Origin of the sequence: Paenibacillus sp. Soil724D2, from assembly GCF_001427935.1 — a bacterium.
Taxonomy (GTDB): Bacteria; Bacillota; Bacilli; order Paenibacillales; family NBRC-103111; genus Paenibacillus_E.
The window spans coordinates 71080-94138 of record NZ_LMRY01000005.1; the positions used below are offsets into that span (position 1 = coordinate 71080).

General features: G+C 38.5%; 15 protein-coding genes and 1 pseudogene. All 16 read right to left on the reverse strand.

The features are described from left to right. Positions 1–65: 65 nt before the first annotated feature. Positions 66–998 carry a hypothetical protein gene (locus ASG85_RS07055; RefSeq protein ID WP_060645764.1) on the reverse strand — a complete coding sequence of 311 codons (933 nt, stop codon included), beginning with the start codon at positions 996–998 and terminating at the stop codon, positions 66–68. Positions 999–1196: 198 nt separating this feature from the next. Next, complete coding sequence (locus tag ASG85_RS07060; protein ID WP_060645765.1) at positions 1197–1391, reverse strand: hypothetical protein; 195 nt, start codon at positions 1389–1391, stop codon at positions 1197–1199. Positions 1392–1517: 126 nt separating this feature from the next. After that, positions 1518–2387 (reverse strand): hypothetical protein, encoded by an 870-nt coding sequence (locus ASG85_RS07065; protein ID WP_156396472.1) that lies wholly within the window; start codon positions 2385–2387, stop codon positions 1518–1520. 210 nt (positions 2388–2597) lie between these two features. Next, the gene (locus ASG85_RS07070; protein ID WP_060645767.1) at positions 2598–4070 is read right to left on the reverse strand and encodes a DUF2357 domain-containing protein; all 1473 of its coding nucleotides are present in this window, start codon (positions 4068–4070) and stop codon (positions 2598–2600) included. Between the two features lie 385 nt (positions 4071–4455). Then, positions 4456–7092: pseudogene (locus ASG85_RS07075) on the reverse strand (hypothetical protein); the annotation flags it as partial. A gap of 63 nt (positions 7093–7155) precedes the next feature. After that, a complete protein-coding gene (locus ASG85_RS39010) occupies positions 7156–7932 on the reverse strand; it encodes a DUF6884 domain-containing protein (RefSeq protein WP_063860195.1) in 777 nt (258 codons plus the stop codon). Continuing rightward, a complete protein-coding gene (locus tag ASG85_RS07085) occupies positions 7929–8558 on the reverse strand; it encodes a hypothetical protein (RefSeq protein ID WP_060645769.1) in 630 nt (209 codons plus the stop codon). Before ASG85_RS07085 ends, ASG85_RS39010 begins: the two co-directional genes overlap by 4 nt. Before the next feature lie 53 nt (positions 8559–8611). Continuing rightward, positions 8612–9181 (reverse strand): hypothetical protein, encoded by a 570-nt coding sequence (locus ASG85_RS07090; RefSeq protein ID WP_060645770.1) that lies wholly within the window; start codon positions 9179–9181, stop codon positions 8612–8614. Next, on the reverse strand, positions 9136–9996 hold the full coding sequence (locus ASG85_RS07095; protein ID WP_060645771.1) for a hypothetical protein: 861 nt from the start codon (positions 9994–9996) through the stop codon (positions 9136–9138). Before ASG85_RS07095 ends, ASG85_RS07090 begins: the two co-directional genes overlap by 46 nt. A 13-nt stretch (positions 9997–10009) precedes the next feature. Further along, positions 10010–10783 (reverse strand): hypothetical protein, encoded by a 774-nt coding sequence (locus ASG85_RS07100; RefSeq protein ID WP_060645772.1) that lies wholly within the window; start codon positions 10781–10783, stop codon positions 10010–10012. 567 nt (positions 10784–11350) lie between these two features. Continuing rightward, a complete protein-coding gene (locus ASG85_RS07105; RefSeq protein WP_060645773.1) occupies positions 11351–12037 on the reverse strand; it encodes a hypothetical protein in 687 nt (228 codons plus the stop codon). Further along, on the reverse strand, positions 12027–13904 hold the full coding sequence (locus ASG85_RS07110) for a hypothetical protein (protein ID WP_060645774.1): 1878 nt from the start codon (positions 13902–13904) through the stop codon (positions 12027–12029). The genes ASG85_RS07105 and ASG85_RS07110 overlap by 11 nt, the downstream gene beginning before the upstream one ends. Continuing rightward, positions 13876–16008 (reverse strand): hypothetical protein, encoded by a 2133-nt coding sequence (locus ASG85_RS07115; RefSeq protein ID WP_060645775.1) that lies wholly within the window; start codon positions 16006–16008, stop codon positions 13876–13878. The genes ASG85_RS07110 and ASG85_RS07115 overlap by 29 nt, the downstream gene beginning before the upstream one ends. Before the next feature lie 324 nt (positions 16009–16332). After that, positions 16333–18804 (reverse strand): pPIWI_RE module domain-containing protein, encoded by a 2472-nt coding sequence (locus ASG85_RS07120; protein ID WP_060645776.1) that lies wholly within the window; start codon positions 18802–18804, stop codon positions 16333–16335. Then, positions 18797–21886 carry a hypothetical protein gene (locus tag ASG85_RS07125; RefSeq protein WP_060645777.1) on the reverse strand — a complete coding sequence of 1030 codons (3090 nt, stop codon included), beginning with the start codon at positions 21884–21886 and terminating at the stop codon, positions 18797–18799. Before ASG85_RS07125 ends, ASG85_RS07120 begins: the two co-directional genes overlap by 8 nt. Continuing rightward, positions 21883–22956, reverse strand: coding sequence for a hypothetical protein (locus tag ASG85_RS07130; protein WP_060645778.1), 1074 nt, complete (start codon positions 22954–22956; stop codon positions 21883–21885). Before ASG85_RS07130 ends, ASG85_RS07125 begins: the two co-directional genes overlap by 4 nt. Positions 22957–23059: the final 103 nt, after the last annotated feature.

Genomic DNA, 23059 nt, shown 5'->3' on the forward strand with positions numbered 1-23059 from the left:
GTACTAAACAACCGATAATGAATATACAGAGTATGACAAAAATCATTATATTTCACTTTACCGCTTTACTCAGTTGTCGGCCATTGGAAATCTCGCTTATAGTAATTATCTTTTAATTTCTTTAAATCGTATTCCCATTCATAAATGGCATGTGAATACTTCTTTGCACCACCTTTTTGGCGCTTTCTTGCTTTTACATTTGTTGCAATTACATTAGCTATTTTTTCAAGTCCTAGTTTTGGTAATGCCTCATTTTCCAAGATCGTCCACCTTTTTGTTCGGTTACTATCTGTTATTCTATATCCCAATTTGTGAAGAGGGCTCTCTAGACCAAACCGGTTTCCATCTGATTTATTGCCTGGCTTTAATGTTTCCACAGCATATGTACTAGGCCACTGAAAATCGTGTATTTTTGGTTCGATCACAGGAGACATTATCTTGGGTATAACTCCCCATTCATTAATTTGGAATTGACACCCTGGTGCCTGTTTTTTTATTAGAGTAATATTACTCTCATTTGCACACACATATTTACATACGGAACAAGCCCATACGGATGTTTGTACATAGCTTTGTATCTTTCCATATTTAAAAGATGCAAGTTCAATGGTTTCCGTTGTCAATGTCCCAGAACAGCGATAACAAGTATCAGAGTCTTCAGGTTTTCTCCAAATGGCAGCCATTTTTCTAAAACTTTGCTTTGATTTTTGTTGAGGTAGGTTTTTTACAGGTTGTGAAATTGGTTTTGGTGGTTTTGAATTATTCTTTGGTTTATTGGCATTCTTTGTAGTTTGATGTTGTTGATACGTTCGCTTATGCAATGCCTGATTAGGATTATCCTTAGGACTATGATCATCCGGATCAGCAATCAGGGATTGAGCTGTATTTATTGCTTCGTGCTTTTTGGATTCATTGCCTTGGGAGGGTTTTAGCTTATTTTGTTTAATCAGGTAAATAGCTAAGACAACAAATACAATTGCAAAAATAAGATATAACATGCTATTCTCACCTCTAATATAAATTCTTTATCTTCCTTTGACCCACAGAAAAAAAGACACATTGAATGTCCCTTTGGAGACATTAACGCGTCCTTCATATAGAGAATTGACGGAAGCCGGTAACATCTTGTGCTGGGGATCTAGGCTGTGATATTAGTATTTCGACAGAGACTCCGGCATCCATCTTTTTTCTATACTCTACTGCATAAAAACCGCTTGTAAAAATTTCAAATTATTCTTAATGGGTAATGGGTCATCTGAATTCTGTATTCCCTCGTCGCTCAAAATGCGCATGCAGCCTATACAAACAAACCTCTCTTGTCCGTGCAGCATTTCCATATCTTCCAGTAACACATCAAAATTCAACCTAAAGACACCAATATCCTCTTGCAAGTTTCCTCTTCCCTGACCTATCAAATTATCTTTACTTTAAAAATTAAACTTTGTAGGACTCTTCTTTGCTCAAGGTGACCTCTTACTCATTTTATCAATCTCAGTTGGTGCTTACATAAGAGTCACTCAATTCCACTCCTTCCCCTTCAAAAGATTAGCTATTTCCACTGTTTTCATTTTTATATTAAATCCAGTTATTGTAGATACATCAAAATATCGTTTTCCCATCATCCCATTTTTAGAAATCTTAACGAATTCAGTTTCATAGAACTTGTCAACAAAGAAAAACCTATGATTACTAGCAAGATCATAGCCGAACTCGCTATGTGCTTCTATAATTACTTGTTTCAAGACGCCTTTCTGTTCATCGGATAAAACACCGAATTGAGTTGAAATAACTCTAATTTCATCTTTTTTATTGTCATACTCCACATCAACAATACAAATTATTTTGCCAATTCCTCTGACTGCTTTATTAGTATAGAGTCCAATGTATTTGTGGTTTTGATATCCATTAGAACTTGGGTCATAGTATATGTTGTACTTTATATTTTGTTGAAAAGTTACCCCAGTTGCAACGAAACGAAATTTTGTCTCAATGTTATCAATCAACCCAGATTCACTACAAAACGCTTCATAATCTTGGATCATTTCTTTCATCTCAAAGTCATAATCGTTTAAAGTATCATTGAAGTTTTCACAAATTCCTTTAAATGTTACTGACGCAAAGGATATACTATTAATCCTCAATGCATTGATTTTGTTCAGTTCATCGACGATTTGACGTCTGTAGTCCTCTTTAATAGACTCTTTATTTATCCATAAAAATATTTGATTCTTTTCATCTTTAAATTCGCTAAAATGTTTCTTAATCTGACTAACATCTTGTTGTCCATAAAGTTTAGTTTCAATTAATATTTTAAAAGTTTCTTGCTGGATAAATGCATCGGGAACACTTCCATTACCTTTTTCTTGCTGACCAAACTTAACTGTCATGTCCAAATTAATTCCCGAATTCTCAAGAATTGAATTAAGAAATCGATTAAACTTCTCATTACTATTGTTCGATAGTCGTTTAAAGAGCAACATTGTATTGTTCGTTACCATGTTCTCTTTCTGGGAATACCTTGGAAAATAATGAATCAATGACATTAAGACCTCTCCTTGTCAAAGCTTAGTATAAGAATAACCTCTTTTTAAACAGTACTATATGTTTTTCATAAACCCATCAATGGCTCTTTCCAAAGCTGGATTACTAGGTCCTCCAGGAACCATTTCTATGGCCCCCATACGATACTGCTTATGATACCATTCCTGAAAATATCGAAGCTCTTCCTGACCTTTTGAGGGAGTAAGAATAAATACATTATCTACAGCTGGGGTCTCTTTGTCTCTAATAAGAATGCCATCCCGATATTTATGCATTTCTCCTAATGCTGTGCTTAAATTCGTCGGAACCCGGTACTTAGGATCAAAAACGAGAATTCCCTCATGACTCTCCAAAGTAATATCAGGTTCCATTCGTTGTGTGAACGAATAAAAACGATCAGAATTGTACTGAAAAACTCTTTGATAATATAGATGATGGCCGTTAACAAGCGATACATGACTTTCTTTATGTTTAGCAAGCGATAAAAAGAAACGATCCAGTGTAGACTTATAAAGATTTGCAGAATTCTTAATCAGACCCTTTTCCCTCAACAATCTTAATACCTGCATGTAACACCATATTTCATACAAAGCAAACGTATCCTTAAGTGGAAAGGGATACTCGAATCCAATTCGCTCGTTGCCATGCTGGTATAAATGATCAAACCATCTGTAACACAAACGATAAACAGGATGCTTACGAAAAATTGTAGAGACTTGTATGGGTCCCTGATACGAAGTAATCTCTTGGAAAATCCCTTGTCTCAACCAATATCTCACAAGATCCCCGTACTTCGCAGCCTTCTTTGAAACATCGATTAAACTGCAGTGCATATAAGTAACTAGAAGGCTTTGAAGTTCTAAAAGATATCTTTTTATGACCCTATTTTCATATATATTGTAAGTATCCATTCGGACATGTGTTAACACATTAGCTGGAATTACACTCGAGGGATCTTGAGCATAATGTCTTTCTAACCATTGCGATGTTCGGTTCGTTACGACTTTCATTTGTTCCCGCTTCAGAAAAGTATCCTTCTCTGATAGTCGCTTTAACGGATGTTCCAGAAAACGTCGAATATAGGAAGCAAGATCCTTAAACCCATGATCGATATAACTCCACTGTGCCCATGAGATATCCCTTGCTCTGTCCTGTGCGCTAATTGGAATCGTGAGCCCTGCATGATCAAAGCACACCGCTGCTTCATCCAAAATTTCATGAAGCATAATGTCATATTGCTCTGCAGTCATTTTTCGATCATCTGGATATACATAGGTCAAATATGCATGTTTTTCTACTGTAAAAGTCAACTGCCCACTTTGGAATGGGGTCATAAATTGACCTGTTACTCCACTATCTACTTTCCGATAGGTTAGAGGAACGCCCTGCATCAGCAAAATAGAAAAATCTATATGCTCCCAGAGCCATTCATATTCTGTAGCCTCGGTTAAATAAGCTTTTTCAATCGAGATCCATTCACTGCCTCTAGAACGGACTAAAAAGCTATCTCCAAAACTGAGCGGCTCCATATCGCGCGATCTCCTTTTCCATCCGCTCTATGATCCCTAAGGCAGCAGAATCCAATCCGAACTTTGCTTCAAAAACCTGATGAAGTTTAGTTAACATCTCTGAAATGGAGTCATCGCCGCGAACTTTAGGAAGCACTTTTTCAATAATGACCTTCTCAAGAGCCTCCGTTTCATCCATCTGAATATTGGCTTCCAAGTCTTTATTATGTGATAATTTTTGGAGCATTTCATTCATAGAACGATAACCAAAATGAAGATAATAGGGCTTTAGAATACCATGTACTTGTTTCAGAAAGTCAAACTCTATTTGAAGTTTAAGCCTTACATCTTCAGCGGATCTATTCCAAAACGTATCGAAATCCACTTCACTTAACGTCATAACAAATGCCCGGTCCAAGACTTTATCAGAAATTGAATGAGTCGTCTCGTCTACATTTACTGTCCCAATCACATACAAGTTCGGCGGAACTGTAACAGTCTTTGGAATATCAATAAGATCAGCTCGGTTATGTAAAGGAATTTCCTTCCTCGACTCCACGCCGCTCAAGTAATCACTAAGATAATATTCCACTCTCGCCAAATTCATTTCATCGAATACCACAAAATGCGGTTTCTCACGTTCTTGATGAGCTTTCAACACCATTCTCAAAAACTCAGGAATGACATACCGATTTTCGAATGAGCTGTAATAACCGAATAAAGAACTAGAATCCGTCCAATCAGGACGTACTGGAATAACAGACATGTAAGGGTTGTCCGCCTCATATTCCATACCGTATACAGCGTTAGCATATAGCCGTGCCAGTTGAGTTTTCCCAGTACCAGATATGCCGCTCAAAATTACAAAATGCTTATCGTCTAGTGCCGTCAAATTTAAATGAAGATCCCGAATGATTTCTTTTGCAAAAGTAAAGCTGCTGTTTGCGATTAACTCCAGAATGGACGTAAGTTGGAAGCTTGCGGTGTATTCTTCTTCCTCTGGGTCTCCTCCTTGTTCATCAGCCTCATCAATAATAGGCCCCATTTCATCTACCGTTGGAAGCTGTAGCTTCTCACTAGCATGAGCAAACAGTAGTGCTGCAGTGATCAGCCTTTTTTTGACAACATCCGCTGCCTCTGTAAAGGCTTCAGAGACATTGTCATAAGTACCTGCAAGATATTCGCTCTCTTTAACTTCCAAACCGTGTTGCCTTAATAAAGACATTCCCGTTTCCAGCACCTCAGCATTATTCAAAGACTGCGTGGCAAACAGCTTACGAATCCACCAATCCTTCGTTCCTGTACCGAGCAGGTTGCGAACGTTTGTATATATGTGGCTATGTCCATCTAATTTAACTGCCAAGACTTGGTGCGGCGATTGTTTTTCCTGAAATTGATAATAAACTACGTAACCTTTTACGATCAGCTGCTCTTGATCTTTCAAAGAAAATTGCTGCCTGCAGACACCCGTTTTTACTTGCTCCACGGAACCGTACTGCAGTTGATACGATCTGTGGAACAAAGTCATATCCTGGTTTGCATCTTCAACCTGCACAAGTGTTAAAATATGTGCTGCGTGGACACTGACTTTCTTCTCTTCCTGCAAATAATTACGAATAGGTTCTAAGTAATGCCATGCATCTTTCAATTCATCAAGCAGTTTTTCTACAGACCATTCGCCTTCTAGCGAAATACGTTTAGCAAAATACAGCCATGGTCTTTTCCTAGGCTTAATACAAGACTTAATAAAATCCTCTAGCTCTTGTCGTTTAAGAAGTTCTCGAATTGTTGATTCCTTGGATTGGCTCGAAACAAGTACATCTACAACGGGATTCAGCTCATTGATAATACCATTAATCCTATTCAGGCGGACTGCTTCCCAAATCGGATAAAAATTCGTTTCAACAGAAAGTAAGACTTGCCTCTCCATCCCGTTAAACTCAAGTGTAAGTGCATTTACCTCAGAGTCCCCGATTTTCTTCATGATCTGAATAAAATACTTTCGACCGATATTGCTTTCTTTTCTTTGTTCAGCATATTTAGGATTCAAGGCATCGTGATAAGTAGTTGTTAAGGTAACACCATATGTATGTAGGTATAGACTAGGATCGTTAAAGCTATCCATAAATTGTTGTACGATTGGCTTTAAAGGAGCTTCAATTTGATCAATAACTTGCTTACAACGTTCGTGTGTGGTGTCATTATTGAAGATTGTTTGATACTCATTGAGATTTATCATTGATGGTACTCCTCTTAAAGAATGAGTTGAAGTTAGCTTCGCTTTTATTTTTTTTTTTATTTCTTGATATATTTCCTTCACTTCTTCATTTGTGTCCTTCACCCAAGGCTTACCGCCATTACGATCAGCCTTGTAGTGTACCATCATGAAGTGATTTAAATCAGCGGAGGGATACCGATTGAGAAGCATAGTTATTCCCTCTATCTTTGCTCCACGAAGCCTATTACTCACTACCCTTTTCTCATGAAGTAACTCATCTTCCATAAAGCGAACTTCATACTGATCGTCATTTTTCTTAACTGTCAACAGATAAAACTTTGTTGGTTCGCCAATTATGTATTCTATATTAGCAATACTTCTCTCTAGTTCTTTATCTTCTACACCTTGGATAATTTGGTTTCCGGATCGTTCATATTGATTAATTTTATTTTCATATTTGGAGTTGAAACTTAATGCCTTAACTCTTTCTCTGCCAATATTCCAAGGGAATTCCAACAGTTCTTGTAAACTGAATATATAACAGTTAGTCTGACCATTTTTAGGTACTAAAACAGCAAAATATGCTTCACAATTATACTTTTCTTTTAGATTTTTGATAGTTTCTAGTTTTTCATCGTTATCTATAATATTGATTTCAGGCTGTTCACTTTGTCGTGTTATAACATTAATAAAAAGATGTTCACCTAATAGATTTTGCCCGAAAACCCACTTACTTTTGCTATCTTCCGTTTGAATTATTTTATAACCCTGAGAATCCAACCAATTTAATATCCTTGCATCTGGCTCATTCAATTGCTGTGTCATCTTTAATCCATCCTGACTATATTGTTAGATTCCTAATATCTTAATGAGTAATCATATGAATCTCTAATCTACACTACGTTTAAAAGTAATCACAGGTAGATTAACCTTATCCACTTCCCAACCAGCAAAAATCCAAGCCTTAGCTTGCGAATGCGTGACATCATTTGCCCACCAAGCCCTATATTGCTTAGCTGATGTAGGCAACGCAAAGCCAAGTAACTCCTCTAGCTGATCTACCATTAACTCTATTATCGATCCTTCTTGAGTATTTAAGTATGTACACAGCGGAGTATACTTTCCTGAATTCTTCGTTATAGCTTGCTTCTCTTTAATTTTCGGCTGCTTATCTCCATCTTCAACTAAATGCTCACTTGCTACTGCAGACTCTTCTTTCCCCTGAATAGCTTGAGTCAGCTTTTGAAGCATATAGCCAATCCCTGTGCAGTCTTTTAAAGGTAATGTAAGACTTTGATCCTGATCCAATATCGCACTTATCCTATTTACATAATGTTTTCCCCCAAGTACAACAATCTCCTGATAGTCGTAAAAGCCTTTATGTATAGCCTGCACTTTCAGAGACTCTAAGCTTATCGTTTCTTCTGATAGTTTTATGAAAGAAACATTGTACGATTCCGGAATAACATCCTCTGGAAATAAAAATCCATGCTTAGCCGAAAGAATCATCCAATCCTCAAAGAACGCTTTGGCGTAGTTTTGACAGGCGACAGCAAACACTCCCGTATACACAAATTGAGCTTGTGTAGGGCCTTGATTCGTTTCTTTATCCCAAATCTTTGCTGAACCACAAGGAATGATGCATAATCTCCTCTGGTTGTTCATGGATAACTCACCAACCGTTCTATATCTAATTGAGATAGTGGTTCTTTATATAGTTCGTTAACCTGCCATAACCCACTTTGCGCTATTTTCTCCACAGGTGAAGATAGCCCAAGCCACTTGGAAGATGAATGGCACTCTGTACAACACGATACAGTGGAGATCATTCGTCCCTCTATATAGAGACGCACCTCTTTTGACGGCATATCTATCACACAGAATGAAAAGTTACTTTGTATGTATTGGCTAACTTGCAACTCAACACCTTTTTGATATTCAGCCTTAACGAGATGCACATTTTGTGCTTTGGCTTGTGAAGTAGTAAGATCTAGTTCCCATATTTTAAGGTATGGATCCTTTTCATTATTAAGCAGACAGCGACCAATATTTTTCCGAAAGATGCTTCTGTCTTTATTCTGTTGGACAAAATGCTGCTTTAGGCGTGACCGCAATTGTCGATCTCCTGTATGAGTACCTACTCGAACAATGCGGTCTCTGCCATGCCCAATCTCACCATCTTCAAACAAAATATAAATGCCGTCCTTAGAGATCTCTTTATCATTGAAAGGAAAGCGATGCCTTGGTTTTGCATTTGCTATTATGTGCAATTCTGTACACAATTGGCTCATAGATCATTCATCCTCTACTTATAGATGTAATAACTCCATAATGTTCTGGAACTTTAAGATCCTACTTTAAATGTCTGAAGCAGATAATTCATATTTTGCATCAGCTTAACCAATTGAGTTGAAGTTGCCGAAATGACAGAATCATAATCACCTGTAATAACCTCATTTATCTTATAGAATTTATCATTACGAATCCCTAGTCCATGCAATCTTGCATAGGAGTCCATTAATTTCCGTAAATATTCTTTTTGTTCCTTTGATATGAAGTCGTCATTCTGCGAGAATCCAAACTCTACTCTTGTCGTAATTTGCTCGTTATTTCCGTAATAAACATGTAACCTAACATTACAAAAGTCTTTATGCCAAATCGGATCGTTTTTCAAAGAAAAATGACGGTACACAAACGTTCTGCCAGAGTTGGCCCTATTATTAAAATGAAGATCCAAATGTGCTAATTCACTTTGAACAATACTGGTAATCTGATCATTTACATCACGTGTCTTCTCTTTTATGCTGGTCGGTTCATCATTCTGTTCTTCTTGGTAGTGCGTTAGGGCAACGTCCTCCTCATTCTCAATTACAGTAGAATTAATCTCAATGTTTTCTTTATACGACGATAACAATGATTTAAAATGCTAACTGCCTTTTCATCTGTTGGAAACTGAATTGTACCAGCACCAGATATATAAGTAACAATTGGAATAGAATTTGGTCCTGCAGAAAACTGAAAAAACCTATGAGAATACCTCCCTCTCTCTGTGTACAAAGTTACATTGTTTACAAGTTTTACCCCGTCGCTGTTCATTAAAATATCCGTCCAGTCTTTACCGATTGCAACAATGTATTTTACTAAACGCTCTCGAGCGATATCTAGTAAAGCATCCAAAGCTAGTTTAGTTGTCGGTAAGGAACGAAGCCACTGGAAATATGAGCTCAGATCACTCCATTGGTTAGAATGGAAGAAACTATACTCCATCGTATGTAAAAATGTAAAATCTAACCCTACACTATTTCTGGCTTTTTCATAGCGTGCTCTGCGCCATTTGCATCCATCTTCAGATAATTCGTGGAGAGGACAGTCATTGTAGTCTTGAGTTTGAACTTGTTGAGCATCAAGTACCCCACATTCTTTCCAGTAGTCCTCTTTTGTCCATTCTTTGTACCTTTTCGTATTAAATGGGAACCATTTAGCTAGATGCTCCTTTGGCTGATCAACACTTCTTGGATTTATTAACAACATGAGCATATCGTTTTTCATATGTTCAGGTTCACGAAAGTAGCCATAGTACGGTTCCGGAGGTAGTATGGCCTGATCTCCTAATGTTTCTTTTAAACCTTTTGGCCATTCCCCATCAATTTCACTTATCATATTCCATGGATTTTCAAGATTGTATGCATCTCCCCAAAATTTAACATAACGATTTAAAGCTTCACCCATATCATCGTCTCCTTTATATATGATTCATTTTACAAATCCATTGATCGAAATACGATCTGTTTCTTTCAAACCACTCCTGACAAACAAAATACTTTTTCCCTTGAATTGTAAAAATTTCATTCCAATAACGAGGGCGACCATTAACTAATCTTTGTTTGTCCAAAGCTTCTAACTCATTAATCTCTTTAAGAAATGGATAGTTGATATCAAAGGCAGTTTTTGAATATTCATAAGTGGTCATTCGATTTATTTCATCTGAAGGAACTTTATTATTAGATAAGTATTCTCGCGATGTGGTTCTAACTAAAAGGCCAACCTTCATTTCAACTGATCTATCTAGAACCCGAGATTCTATTTTGGGCAAAGACGGAATTATAGCATTAGAACTCTTTTTAACTGCACCTTTGTTATCTGAGAACATATTGTTCAATTGCAAACTACGCATAAAAAGCTCGGACGTATCAGCAATAGAAGTAGAGGCCGAATTGACAGGATCAAGGATATGTGATCTGAAATCTTCATTACAATACATTTTAATATTGAAATGATATCCTTTTTTCGAAAAAAACTGATTTAGTTCCTCCAAAACAGGTTTCAGTATAATAAGAGTCGCATTGTGAATTTTTGGGGATGCAAATACAATTGTAGCCTCAGTTAAATTAAAAAAACCATGCACTACTAGTACAGTACGAATCATTTTCTTCAATACACGAGATACGGTTTCTACTTTATCACCATAGTTTAATCCCGCTTCATGAAATGCAACATCGACCGCATATAGCTCCATCTTGTTTTGGTTTCCCATAGAAATACCAATAACATCGATTTCTGCTTGCTGAAGAAGCTGTGATAAAGAATTGTTTTTAAATATTTGATAGTCGTGTCTAGTTTGTTATTAATAATAGTATATAGTAAAACCCCGACAGTAGCCTGTCAGGGAATATTTGTTCTTACTATAACTAAACCGGCTGTCAAAATATTGAAGCCAGACAACAATCACTTGAATATTACAAGTCTATCAGAATTAATAAAAACAAGACAAGAATGGAAAGGAACTTCAATCTGCATTAATGATATTAACCAGCAGATAAGTCACAATCACGAGAATCTAGTTGTAGAGCTTAATCATATCGCCTCCCGACGTAAAAGAAATCGCAATCATTTTATACCTGTCTTGAAAATCCGCAGAAAATAACGAAGCTCATCGTTCGCAGCAGGGGGCAGAATAAAGACGTTCTGCACAGTTCGTTCGTCGTTGCTACGAAGAAGAATGCCTTTCGTCTACGACGATTACCTATCCTGAGCTAATTGGATATTCAAAACTGAATTCGATTTCATCCACTCTCTGGAACGCCTATATCCAGCGTAATAGAAGAATAGCAAGTTCTCCAATGGCTAATCCAACTAATAACCTTCGAATAAAAGCGTCATCACGCTTCTTACGTTCAGTTTCTAAAGCCAAGTTTTGATTCAGTTCAGTCCAATACTGTTCTGTTTGAACAGCTTGTGCCTCAGTTTGGCTGATCGCAACTTGTTGGAAGGCTTGCATGTGTTCGTTTTGTTGACTTAATATGGTTTGAAACATAATTTGCATCTCTCTGATTTGCCTTTGCATTTCCTCAAAGCGCTGTAAGATCTTAATTTCCATATTCTTACCGAGTTGATCAAATTGTTCAATGCTGCTATCGAATCGTTGTTGCTGCTCGTGAAAACTATCTAATATTTCCGAAAGTTTTTGTTTTGCGTGGTCAATCGAATCTTTTATTTTACTATTTGCTGAATCCACTAGATGTTCTGTTTTATCAAAAAAGTCTGCCTTCATGCTTGTAATTTCCGTATTAAATTGACCAGTAATTCTTGGAACCATTTTAGACATTGATGTTACTGCATCTTTCGTTTCTGTGTAACTGGTTTCTAGTTGCTTTATGTATTGATCCAGATTGGTCTTTAGTTCGTCATAGAAGAGGTCGTTGTTGAGTTGACGAAGAGACTCTATGGCCTCTTGATAGGTTTTTGTATCTTTTTCATTACTAGCATTCATGTATGTTACGCCTTTCTGCATCTCGCCCCATGATGTTCATATACTGTTGAATGGCCCATCGTTCCACTGGAGTGCGGTGCGGGTCTTGAAAACGAGTCAAATATTGTTCATATTGCTGAAGGAATGCAGCTCGAAGATACGCATGTAACTGTCTCGAACGTTCTGCATCAAACTTCCATTCCTCTTTTGCCCGCTTCAACTTTTCCTTAACCTTAGTAATTTTATTGTCCAAGGTCACGTTATGGTTTGAAAGCTTTGATGCCTCTGAGAGCAGATTGTTTAATGCGTACACTTGGCCGGTACCTACCATCTTCAATAAACTGATTAATCGATCCTTCTGAATCTTTATATAAGCATTGATTTTTAAGTGAAAATTCTCATTTGCCTTCTTCATTTCCTCATGCGTTTCCGCCAATACTTCTTCTAGTCTCCATTTGGTGAGCAGTACATGATCGAAGAAACCAGGTTTAATCGTTATGAAGTCCATTTCCATATGGTATGGTTCCGAACGAAACTGTACATTGAATTCCCTGGCATATCGAGTGAGCATATCGTTCCAATCCTCTACTTGCTGCTTATAAAGCCTCTGAACACGTTCTAATTCAATTACAAGATCATCTTGTACATACTTTATCTTGCAGTCGTTAAAAGTACGATCGGCCCAACCAGCGAGTGGTTTAATCTGTTGTGGCCGTGGTCCTGTCATTGCGTTTAGCTCGCACAGCGTTTGTTGAAGTTCTTCTTGTTCTATAATCAATTTGTTCTGTTTAATAGTCATACTGCCAAGAAAGATGGCGTTCTCTTCTTTTTCTTTGAACAACTCATGTACCCTTTTCTCCAAACGACTGCAATCATCACCGCTCTGTTTAAGAATATACGCTTCTAGGTCTTGTAACTGCAGCAATTCCGATTCAATCGAAGACACCGAGCACAGGTCAGTTATAAGCTCTTCAAGCAGTTCTTCAATCCATGGATCCGCCTTTTGAAAAAGCGTTGGATCTGTTGCACCAGCTTGCCAGGAATCACCGAACTCGAGCGGGTACAATTGAATCGCGTCTGCCTCTTCACCAATGTTTCGACTAAGTTCATCATAGAACAATTGAAGAAATGACTCTTTGGATTTCAGCTCTCCTTTTAAAATTTCTTTACGAACAACCGAATCGGTGACAGCTCTAGTGAGAACAATTCGGAAACGGTTCGGTAGCCACCTCCAGTCTCGAACATGTTCGCGATCAATCTGTGTAAGATTTACAAGCTGGCTTGCAATTTCCATCAAAATATAAACCCGGCAAAGGGGGAGGTAATCTTTAAAACAGCGTTCTACATGTCTCATTTCTGCAGTATTCTTGCTGTCATCACCCGGAAGATCTATGATTTCGATATCCTGCTTCCTGCTTCGTATCTCCTCTAAATCAAAGTACATGTTCGGAATTTGTATAGTCAGAGTCCCTGTGGAGTACTCCTCACTTCTTTCGATCTCGCTACGTAGATCGTACAGACTTTCTTCTAACTCTTCAAATGATAGAACAATTTTGCTAGACCCATTCGAGTAATCAATAATAAAATGTTCTTGGTCCGTTCTTTGGTAGATACAGCTTGTAATCGTAGCGGAGTTACCAACCTTTTGCTTCCCGCGAAGCGCTCTAGACAGCTCTCCGATCTTGTCTTTCTTAATTCCTAAAGCACGAAGGATAAAAGTCGTTTTGCCAACTTGTGTAGGGCCATAAATTCCGATTAATACGCTGCGTCTTTCTGCAGAGGATTCCTTATACCGTAAAAAGCCCTTACGGAATTCATCCATTCCGCGTCGGGCCCATTCCCATCTGTTATACTCTAGTTCACACAAAAACGTCTGGACGTTTAACATAAATCTCCTTTAATATACCATTGTTAAGTCTTCTAATGTGAGGGAGGGAATACTGAATTTGAGCCAGCTTGCCGTCATTATCATATTGACCTGTTCGTTCCCGATGTTTCTCAGCTAAGCGATCAGTCATCTTTTCAAAGATACGACGAAGACTTGTAACAAACGCTTGGGCTTGCAGCTCCGGAAGCATTCCGAGCGTACGCCGGCCGGCACTTGCTACTTGCAATTGTCTTTGATTCGTCTCATGGGTAGCTTTTTGAATAGCATTAATAGCATAAGTAGCAGCAAAACCAGCCCCAATGATACCTAGTAACGCAGCAGGCCCTATAGTAATTCCAATACCTGAAAGAGCCTTAACCGCATTGTTAATAATATCCGACTCGCCATCTAACGCAACATCTACCCCTAAAATAAGAGGAATACTTTTTAAAATGAGCGGAGTAAATCCTTCCAGCTTTTTCATATGGGAAGCGAACGACTTCATATCATCGATCGATTTCTCGAATGGTTTTGGAACATTGTTGTCTGTTGATTTGAAATTCAATGCCATCTCCACATACTCTTCATTATCAAAATTTTGAAGTATCGGCTGGGCAACGAGTGATTGAAGCGCAAGTGTGGTCCCGATCAGAGTCAGGGTCATGAGATCCTCTCTTTTTAGCGATACATTATGATCATTTGAAGCTTCGCCAAAAAACTTTTCGATTCTAGTAAAAGAATCCCATTTATCTGGTGTTGAAACAGCCACTGCACTAGATTCAGGCAATTGGGCAAGGTTATCAACATTTAACTTCAATTTCGTCTTTTCTTCATCCAAGTGGTGTTCAATGATCATCGCCATATCTAACTCTGGTCTTTGGCTTGAAGCATCCGTCCATGCTTTACGAAGCTCCATTTCAAGCTTTTCTTGCTGTTCGAGAGCATTCGGCGAAAAACTGGAGAAGAGCTCGCTCCAAAATCCAAAGTTCTCTTTCACATAAGAGTTAAACTGAATGGTTGCGTCGCCCACTCGTTTTTCAAGCTTTTCCTTCAGATCTATCTCCAGCTCTCTGAGACGTTTCGTGTACATCATCTCGAAGGAATTAATGACTCGAAACTCATTATCCAATTGAATGTTATTATCCGAAATGATTTTTTTGGCTTCTTGCTTGTTAATCTCTTCTTCAACCGTATGCATATAATCACTGATCTCGACGCACAGATTTTCCAGTAATTCCAGCTTTAACTGTTCACCTTCGTGATCAAGACTTGAATACTGCGCTATGGCTTTCATCAGTTCAGTTTTCCACGGTGAGGTGAAATAATTAGGATCACCTGTTACAACAACCCGTTCTTCGTCCTGTGGCTGTAAATGAAAATCACGAATGACCTGCTGACGTTGTTCCTCGTTGTGCTCAGGATTTACATCCCCCCTCGAAAGTACGAAGATGGGCTTTACCTCATCATATAGCTTCTGAACTCTCCGAAACATATCATCGCTATTTTGACGCGCATAAGTATCTTTCCGGAAAACAACGATACTCGATATCGAAATTCGTAAAAAATGCTCCAGATACATTTGGGAGCGCTGACTACGATCTTTCTCAAAACCAGGCAATAAAACAATCGACTTCTTTTCATTATGTAGATATCGAAACGGTACATCCAACTCTAACCATACATCTTCAGAATCGGGTTCAAGTGCTTTATTGTAAAAAACCTCAGGGCGAACCTCTTCCTGCATAAGATGAACCTGATTCCCCTTATCCTGTTCGATCCTACAAACGCGGGCAACAGGCTGAGTAATGCCTGCTTTTTCCGTAATAATGATGGGCAGCTGTTCTCCGCGACCCAGGTTATCCGGAAAATAGGAATCCGCAATTTCATACAGCCATTTAATTAAAGTTGTCTTCCCTGCACCTTGTAAGCCCGTTACAGAAAGAAAATGCCGCTCATGCGTTAGTTCAACCATGGCTAACTTATTATGAATGATCTTAAGATTATTTAGAGATTTCTTTCCTTCTTCAGATCGAAAATAGTCCATGTCTGCTGTAACTAAATCACCAATTAATACACGGATTCGATTACGAAGCTCGTCTACATTTATTCTAAGACTACTGGTCATTATGTGGTTACCTCCAAGTTAATTTAGTTGTATACTTAGTCTTCTCGTGGTTTTTATATAGTTAAAGGTCGGGTATAATTTGTTTGATTTCAAAGTTTATCATATTCTTCGACGCCATTTGACATTATTCCTTTTAGCTAAGTTAGTATAACTTTATTGTTAATAATAAACGAATTCCCCGACAATATGTTGTCAGGGAACGAACGTTTGGTAATTATTCACTCAACTTTCGATCTCAAAGAAGCCAGTAACCCCTTGATGCTCATGCGCACTCTCATAATCACCAATATCTACATAAACAGCACCAAGCCCTTTATGAGAAAACTACTCACCCTCCGCAAACTCCGGCTCAATTTCCCACTCTTGATAAGAAACTTCGTTCATATACTTTTTTAATGATCTTAGCATATGAAACGGATAAGGTTGCGATGTATGCGTATCGAAAGTAATCCCCACATCTCGCAAATCATGAATAAGAAGCGCCGCGCGATCTCTTGCCGCTTCATCCTTGAATCCCAATGGCAGGTATTCCGTATTGCTTGGCTGTCTGAAGAACTCATTAGGATATGCATACTTAGTCTTGGTCTTTTTTATTTGAAGGGTACTCATTTTTTTCCCAACCCCATAGTACAGACCCTTTTCATCCTTAAATACACCCGATGCATAAGAACGTGGTTCGAATAAGTATGCGGGAACTTCATCAGTTGCATTAATGCGAATAACGTTTATCCCAGGGAGATCTTGAATCCGCGAGAACAACAAAGGGTTTTGATCAAGTTTTATTTGACCATTTCGAAGAGCCTTCAAGAAATCCTTTCTTAGTTCAGCATTAAGTAGAATGTAAGTCTCTTCATCATCAATTACTTCGTCTGTTAATACTTCTTCTAAGAGCTGTAAGACCAATTGCTCATCCTTCTTTTTCCAGCCTTTAAATTGATCGGCACATAACTGAGCATCATGTAGAGATAGCCAGCTGTTCATCCCCCAACCTCGGAGATATAAGGCTCCATATCTAAATTTAGTGAAAACGGGAACGTAGACATTATCATAGCTGTTTCTGTAATTAGAATTCCTTTTCTTAACCTCCACAATATCGAAACCAAGAATGTTAATCTCATTAGGAATCTTTACCACATTGCGCCCTACAATACCGGTATCAGATAAGAGATCAAGAAGCGCACTAGAAACACGGTGATGAAACTCTGTAGAATCCACATCTGATTGAGGATGAACGAATTGATTAATTCGTCCAGTACGTCGCAGCCCTTCTCTTATTGATGACTTGGGATCCGCATCTTCAGGCTTGTAGTAATCTCTAGGGTATATTTCGATTAGGGATACAACTGTATCAACCTTGGGATTTTCATTTGCTAGTTCAGTTTCAATTTTCTTCACACGTTGCTCAAAAGCTTGATCCTTATATGTATCTATATCAAGACTTCCCATCAAATCGGATACTTTATGAACTAATCTTATGTGAATATCATTATTACAATTTAGCTTATAACAGCCATCTGCTTCTTTAATTGAGATAGACTCTTTATTCGCACCCATTGTACTCACTAATACTTCTTCCAATTGTTCGAATAAATTGGACGAACCAAATACCTCAATAGTTAGATTCTTTGAATATCGTGAATAAAACAAAGGCAAGGAGGTAAGACCAGGCTTCTTCTCAGTTCTTCTCTTTACTTCTGGAAGTGCTTCCAACGGCTTCCAATTACTAAACTCTTCACAGAATAGGCGGAACAAAGCTTCTTTCTCTGGGAATCCGATGCCTGCTCCAGGAACTTTTGCATGTTTAAACAATCGGTTATAAACAATATGCACCTGAATCGGACTATCTGCCTCCAAAAAATGCGTCGGATTCTCTAATATACTATCGGAACGAATTGATTGCCCCCACAATACATCCCAGAATATAGAGTCACTTCCTTCAATCCATTTCGTATATGGAGCCTGATTACCTTTTCTTTGAAATCTAATTTTTGCGTAAGATCTTGAATCTAGCCCTCTCTTTCTCAAAAAAGGATTATCCATCGATACCAACATAGAGCTTTTCGTTTCTCCATCGACAAAACAGTCATTAGATTTGATGTATGACTGTGTGATAAATCTTCGAATACCAAAGGAAAGCATAATTACATGCTGATCCGCCTGAGTCGCTCTAGTCTTCATACGAATTCTGATGACATACGCATAATCACCTTTTTTGGTAGATATACGTTCTGACATACATTCTGCTTGTTCTTTCACATGAACTTGATAAAAATTCAATTCTTGTGGTAATTCAGTTGTTAGTTCTTCAATCAGCTGTTTCGGAGATTTGCAGAATTGATGTGCCATTAAAGCTGGAATCACCTGATACTCATTATCTCTTGATAGAACATCTCCAGATTGCAATTGCATCCATTCTAAATCTTTAACTAATGGTTCTTCTGGTGGTTGTATGTTTAATTTCGATTTCGATTTCACTTCTTCAAACCAACTCATACATAGAGTGATGATCATCTCAATTGGAATAGGAACAACCGATATAATCCAAGCGCTCCCAGACTTGAAGTAAACTTGATTATTCATCCACACGATTTCAGGAAATAGACTTTGCAACTTAGCTGCTAGTTTTTCAATAGAGATTGTTAATTTAAAAGGGTTATTTGCATCTTTCCTAAACTGATTAATGTACTCAACCCAACATAAAGGCATATCTAATCGATACACTTGTATCTGACGAATCTCTGTTTCATTAACTTCTAAGGCTAGAGGCAACAGTCTTAAATCTTCTCTTTTACTCAATCTCTACACCTCTTATCTGTTGAATACTTTCTATAAATGCTGTGTACAAGCTAACAAATCCCTTTTTATCCGAATGTTTCAGCATAATTTTCTTCCAATATCCAAGCATGGACTGATCGGTATCTTCTTGCCTTGGAGCCTTGATAAATTTTGCATCGCAGTAAAAAACTCTAGCAGGCGAACCGTTCCGAATCAAACGACCTATCAGCTGCCATACAGGTACGAACGTATACCATGCTACCATTTCTCTCTCAGTCTCGCTTAGATGCTTCCAGTAATCCGGTCGCTCGTATAAATAATGAAAGTGTTTGTTACTCTTCCATCGTAAAGCATTTAGCGCTTTAGCGTAGCTCAAATTCTCTGAACGAATTTCTTCAACAAAACCAGCGTGTTTGGCATGAATCATTTGAACTAAATATCCCATATCATGAGGTACTGGGTAAGGCCTGATAAGGAAAAAAACGGATCCGAACAAAGAACCTTGTTGCTTATCCAGGATGTTATACCCACGATTGATTGACATTAGTGGTGTAACTAAAAGTTCAGCTCCCTCCAAATGGAAGCTTTCAATATTAGAACGTGAATACATAGCTTCATCTCCGCTATCCATTTGGCGATTAAGTAGCTTGTACCGTCCTTTCCATCTACTTTCCCTTTGTAAAACTTCACCAATTGTCTCTACATCATCATAAGAGTTTACAATAATCAGGATTCGTCGTGATGATCCGTGATGCTTCCACTCCCTTATTTCATGTTCTACCTTGGCAAGTAATTTTGTCATCATAATTCGAAGGTTGCGATCCCGTTGATCTTGATCTCTAATGCCTGAGATGCTTAACGCCTCATCTGGATCATCATGAAATGCCGGCCAATATTGCTGTTCAATAACAGGAGTCTTAATATCTCTCTCAAGCAACCATTGAGGTTCTATATCGACATGATAGTGAGCGGAACCTGGAGCAAGAGAAGTGCCTGAGAGCAGAACAAGCGCTGGCCCTTTCTTGGAATCCGAATAATCATAAACCTGGTGCCAGTCTTGTAGAAGCAATCGCCCAACACCCGTATATTCCACAATTTTAAAAGTTCCGATTGTATCCCCATCTCGGACGTCATAGCTGTATCCAGTCAATGCACCTGTCATAGCTTCCTTGATAAAAGGACGCATATCCTCATTAACCGTAAGTTGCTGATACAACTCTGAAGTGAGTTGAAGCTTGGCTTGTATGATCGGGTATATATTCTTAATCTCTCTAATGCAATAGTCAGCTCTTACAAGATATAGATAAAATTCGAGAATATCATACCAAAGGTCTCTATCGACGTTAGATCTAAATGCTCCATTAATTTCAGTAAGCACAGTGTCGAGTATTAAGCGTTTTTCTGAATGAGAACGTGCATCCATCAGTTTTTCAACAGATGCCGCAATCGAATGATCTAAAGGGCTTCCTAAATAACTACTGAGATTTTGAAAAACTTCGTCTTGATGTTGATCATCTACTGAGCATGCGTGACTAATTTTATAAGTTAATGTTGTTAAACGAATCATCACTCTTCGTATATATTGCTGGAGCCTTGGTGTTTTCAGCAACTTGTCGTATATTCCAGCTCTTGTGACCCTTTCCATTAGACTCATATAATGATTCCATGAATCCACGTCATAATCACCGGAGAAGAGCTCATATTCGCCCAAGGTCTTGTTCATAGATTCTTTGTAAAGAGACTCGAATAATTGACCTCCATGACCAAACAATGGGTATTCATTTATAAAGGCGGAATCGAATTGCTTCTGAACCTCGTCTGCCTCATCTACGAAAATAACATCTAGCAAATCATACATAGCCTCATAGACCGAACGCTCCAACGAATCAATGAAGATAGGAAGACGTGTCTTTAAAACACCAGGTGATGTCGTTACCCATACCTCTGCATCTGCGAGCATGGCATAATCTTGGTAAATACCACATTGAGAGGAAAATGGACAACATTTGCTCTCCCCGTTCTGTTTAATTCTTCTGCATGGGTAGTCATTGCTAGCATCCTCATCTCCTGCTAGTGCATGAATGTAACATGTGGTTGATACATGCTCTAGTCCTTCCCCAATCTTACTACCCCAGTCCGTCAAATCATCGATTTGGTGCTGACGGGATGATAGTAATTGCTGCTCATATAGACTGCGGTTTGATTTGCCTATAATAGGAACCGCTTTTAGGTCAGCACGTTTCAATTGCTCTACTCGATTCAAGACCTGGGCTACACTGCCTTCAATAAACCCAATGCGCAAACCATCTTCCTTTACCAATCGAATGGTTTCATCAAGCATAAACTTTGTTTTGCCTGAACCCAAACCTCCGACAATATGCTGAATACCCTCATAGCGAAAAGCCTTATCTGTGTCGTGAGCAAGCCGTACCAGGCGTGATGGTATGTTTAACGTCTTATCTTGAGTTTGGCCTAGCTTGTCAGCCGTGGCCGATACTTCTTTTAAATTTTCGTGAATTGTATTCATACCTAGCTTTCTTTCAATTCTGCGTTTCTCACGATAACTTGGTAAAGTAGAAGATTGGACTTGTTGCCAAGGAATCACCCCTTCAAAAGATCGCGTAGTATTGCTAGAAATCCACCTTTCATATGTAAAGGAACCTTTAGATGCAAAGTTGATCTCCTTTATCTTGACGGGTATTGGAGAAGATAGGCGATCCATATACCAGCGCTCCCGATGGCTAAATAGTTGCGGAACTCGCTTTATCCATACACCATTGTTCTGTGCATACAACAGATACTGTGAATCAATAGAAGTATAATCTTGAATGATGTAGTTCCATTTACCACTCGTACGAATATCACGGAACAGCACCCTAAGTCGATGAACGATCTCAAGATTGTCCGTACATTTCAAGATGGGATTATCATAACCCAGAAGAATCGACCATGCTTCCTCTACTGGTACATCTGGGTCCATTTGCAAGCACCCTGTGATCATCCATTCAAAAATCAATACGGATTCTAACTGTGATTTAGTTAGTCCTGTTCCCTCGAAATAACCACGAAATTCTACAAGATAATCATAGTATCGTCTCCTCACAGGCCAATCCCTCCCACAATACGAAGCACAGCTCTTTCGTCAATGATCTTAATGTCTTTTCTGATTGACGGTTCCAATGAATTAAGGACTTGTCGAATATATTGGCGATAGCTTCTTTTCCTGTATGAGGGTACGACAATGTAGACACGTTCTTCCTTGTACTTCTTCAAAGAAGAAGAGTCCAATTGATTAAAATAAGCAGCAAGCGAGTAAGGATTTCTGTAATCCTTAACATCAAAGAATATGACTTGATCTGATTCATGAACGGCCAAGTCGTATCGGTCCACATCAGGGTACATTTCTACCTTATACCCTTTCTTGATTAGACGGTTAGCTAGTTGTATCTCTGCTAAACCTGGCAGAAGCGTGTAACGGTGTACTCCTTCTTTTAGATGGTAGAGCATCTCCCTTGAATTCTCCAGTTCCATAGGTTCACCTCGAGATTCCAGCTGACCACAAATATCTTCAACTCCGCATCTCCATTGATGATTGTGGAAGTGTAACGTCCAGCCACATCGATTGCATTTCCGGAAATAAGTTACATCATTTGAGATGGGTTCATAGCATGCTAGGATTCTTTTGGACAACTCAGAATCACGGATAGAGCGGGCAAATGAATGAAGTTGAACACCAGTGATGATCGCATTAGCAGGCGATGAAAGAAACGTTCTAATTTGGCGGTAAGTCTCTGTAAGAGGAGGCTCTGCCTGACGACAATACTTTAAAATCTCGTAAACTTCTTTTTGGTGTGTTTCATAAGGTAATTGGTAGTCTTGTAGAAAATCCATAGCTTCGGGTGACAAGCCCATTTGACGAATTAGGAGTGAAGCATCTTGAGGAAAAGCAACATTAGTGAGATCGATCTTCCAAGCTGACACTGGCTGTTGCAAGAAGCGTATGAGTGAAGGAATATCTGAAGGAACTGGCTCGTTGGAGAATAGTCGCATCTTGACTAATATGAGCTGACCTTTTCTCAGTTCGTAAGGGATCGTTGTCGGTGACACTCTCCATTGTTGCAGACCAATAATTAATTGGTAGAGCATATTGTTAATGGCTTCCGCGGTGCTCATATTTACACCTTCCTAGTTATCAATTTAATATTTAATTTGATTATACTAAAATGTTCTGACGAAGTGTTGTCAGCGAACATTTGTGCTGATTATAAAAAAGAGA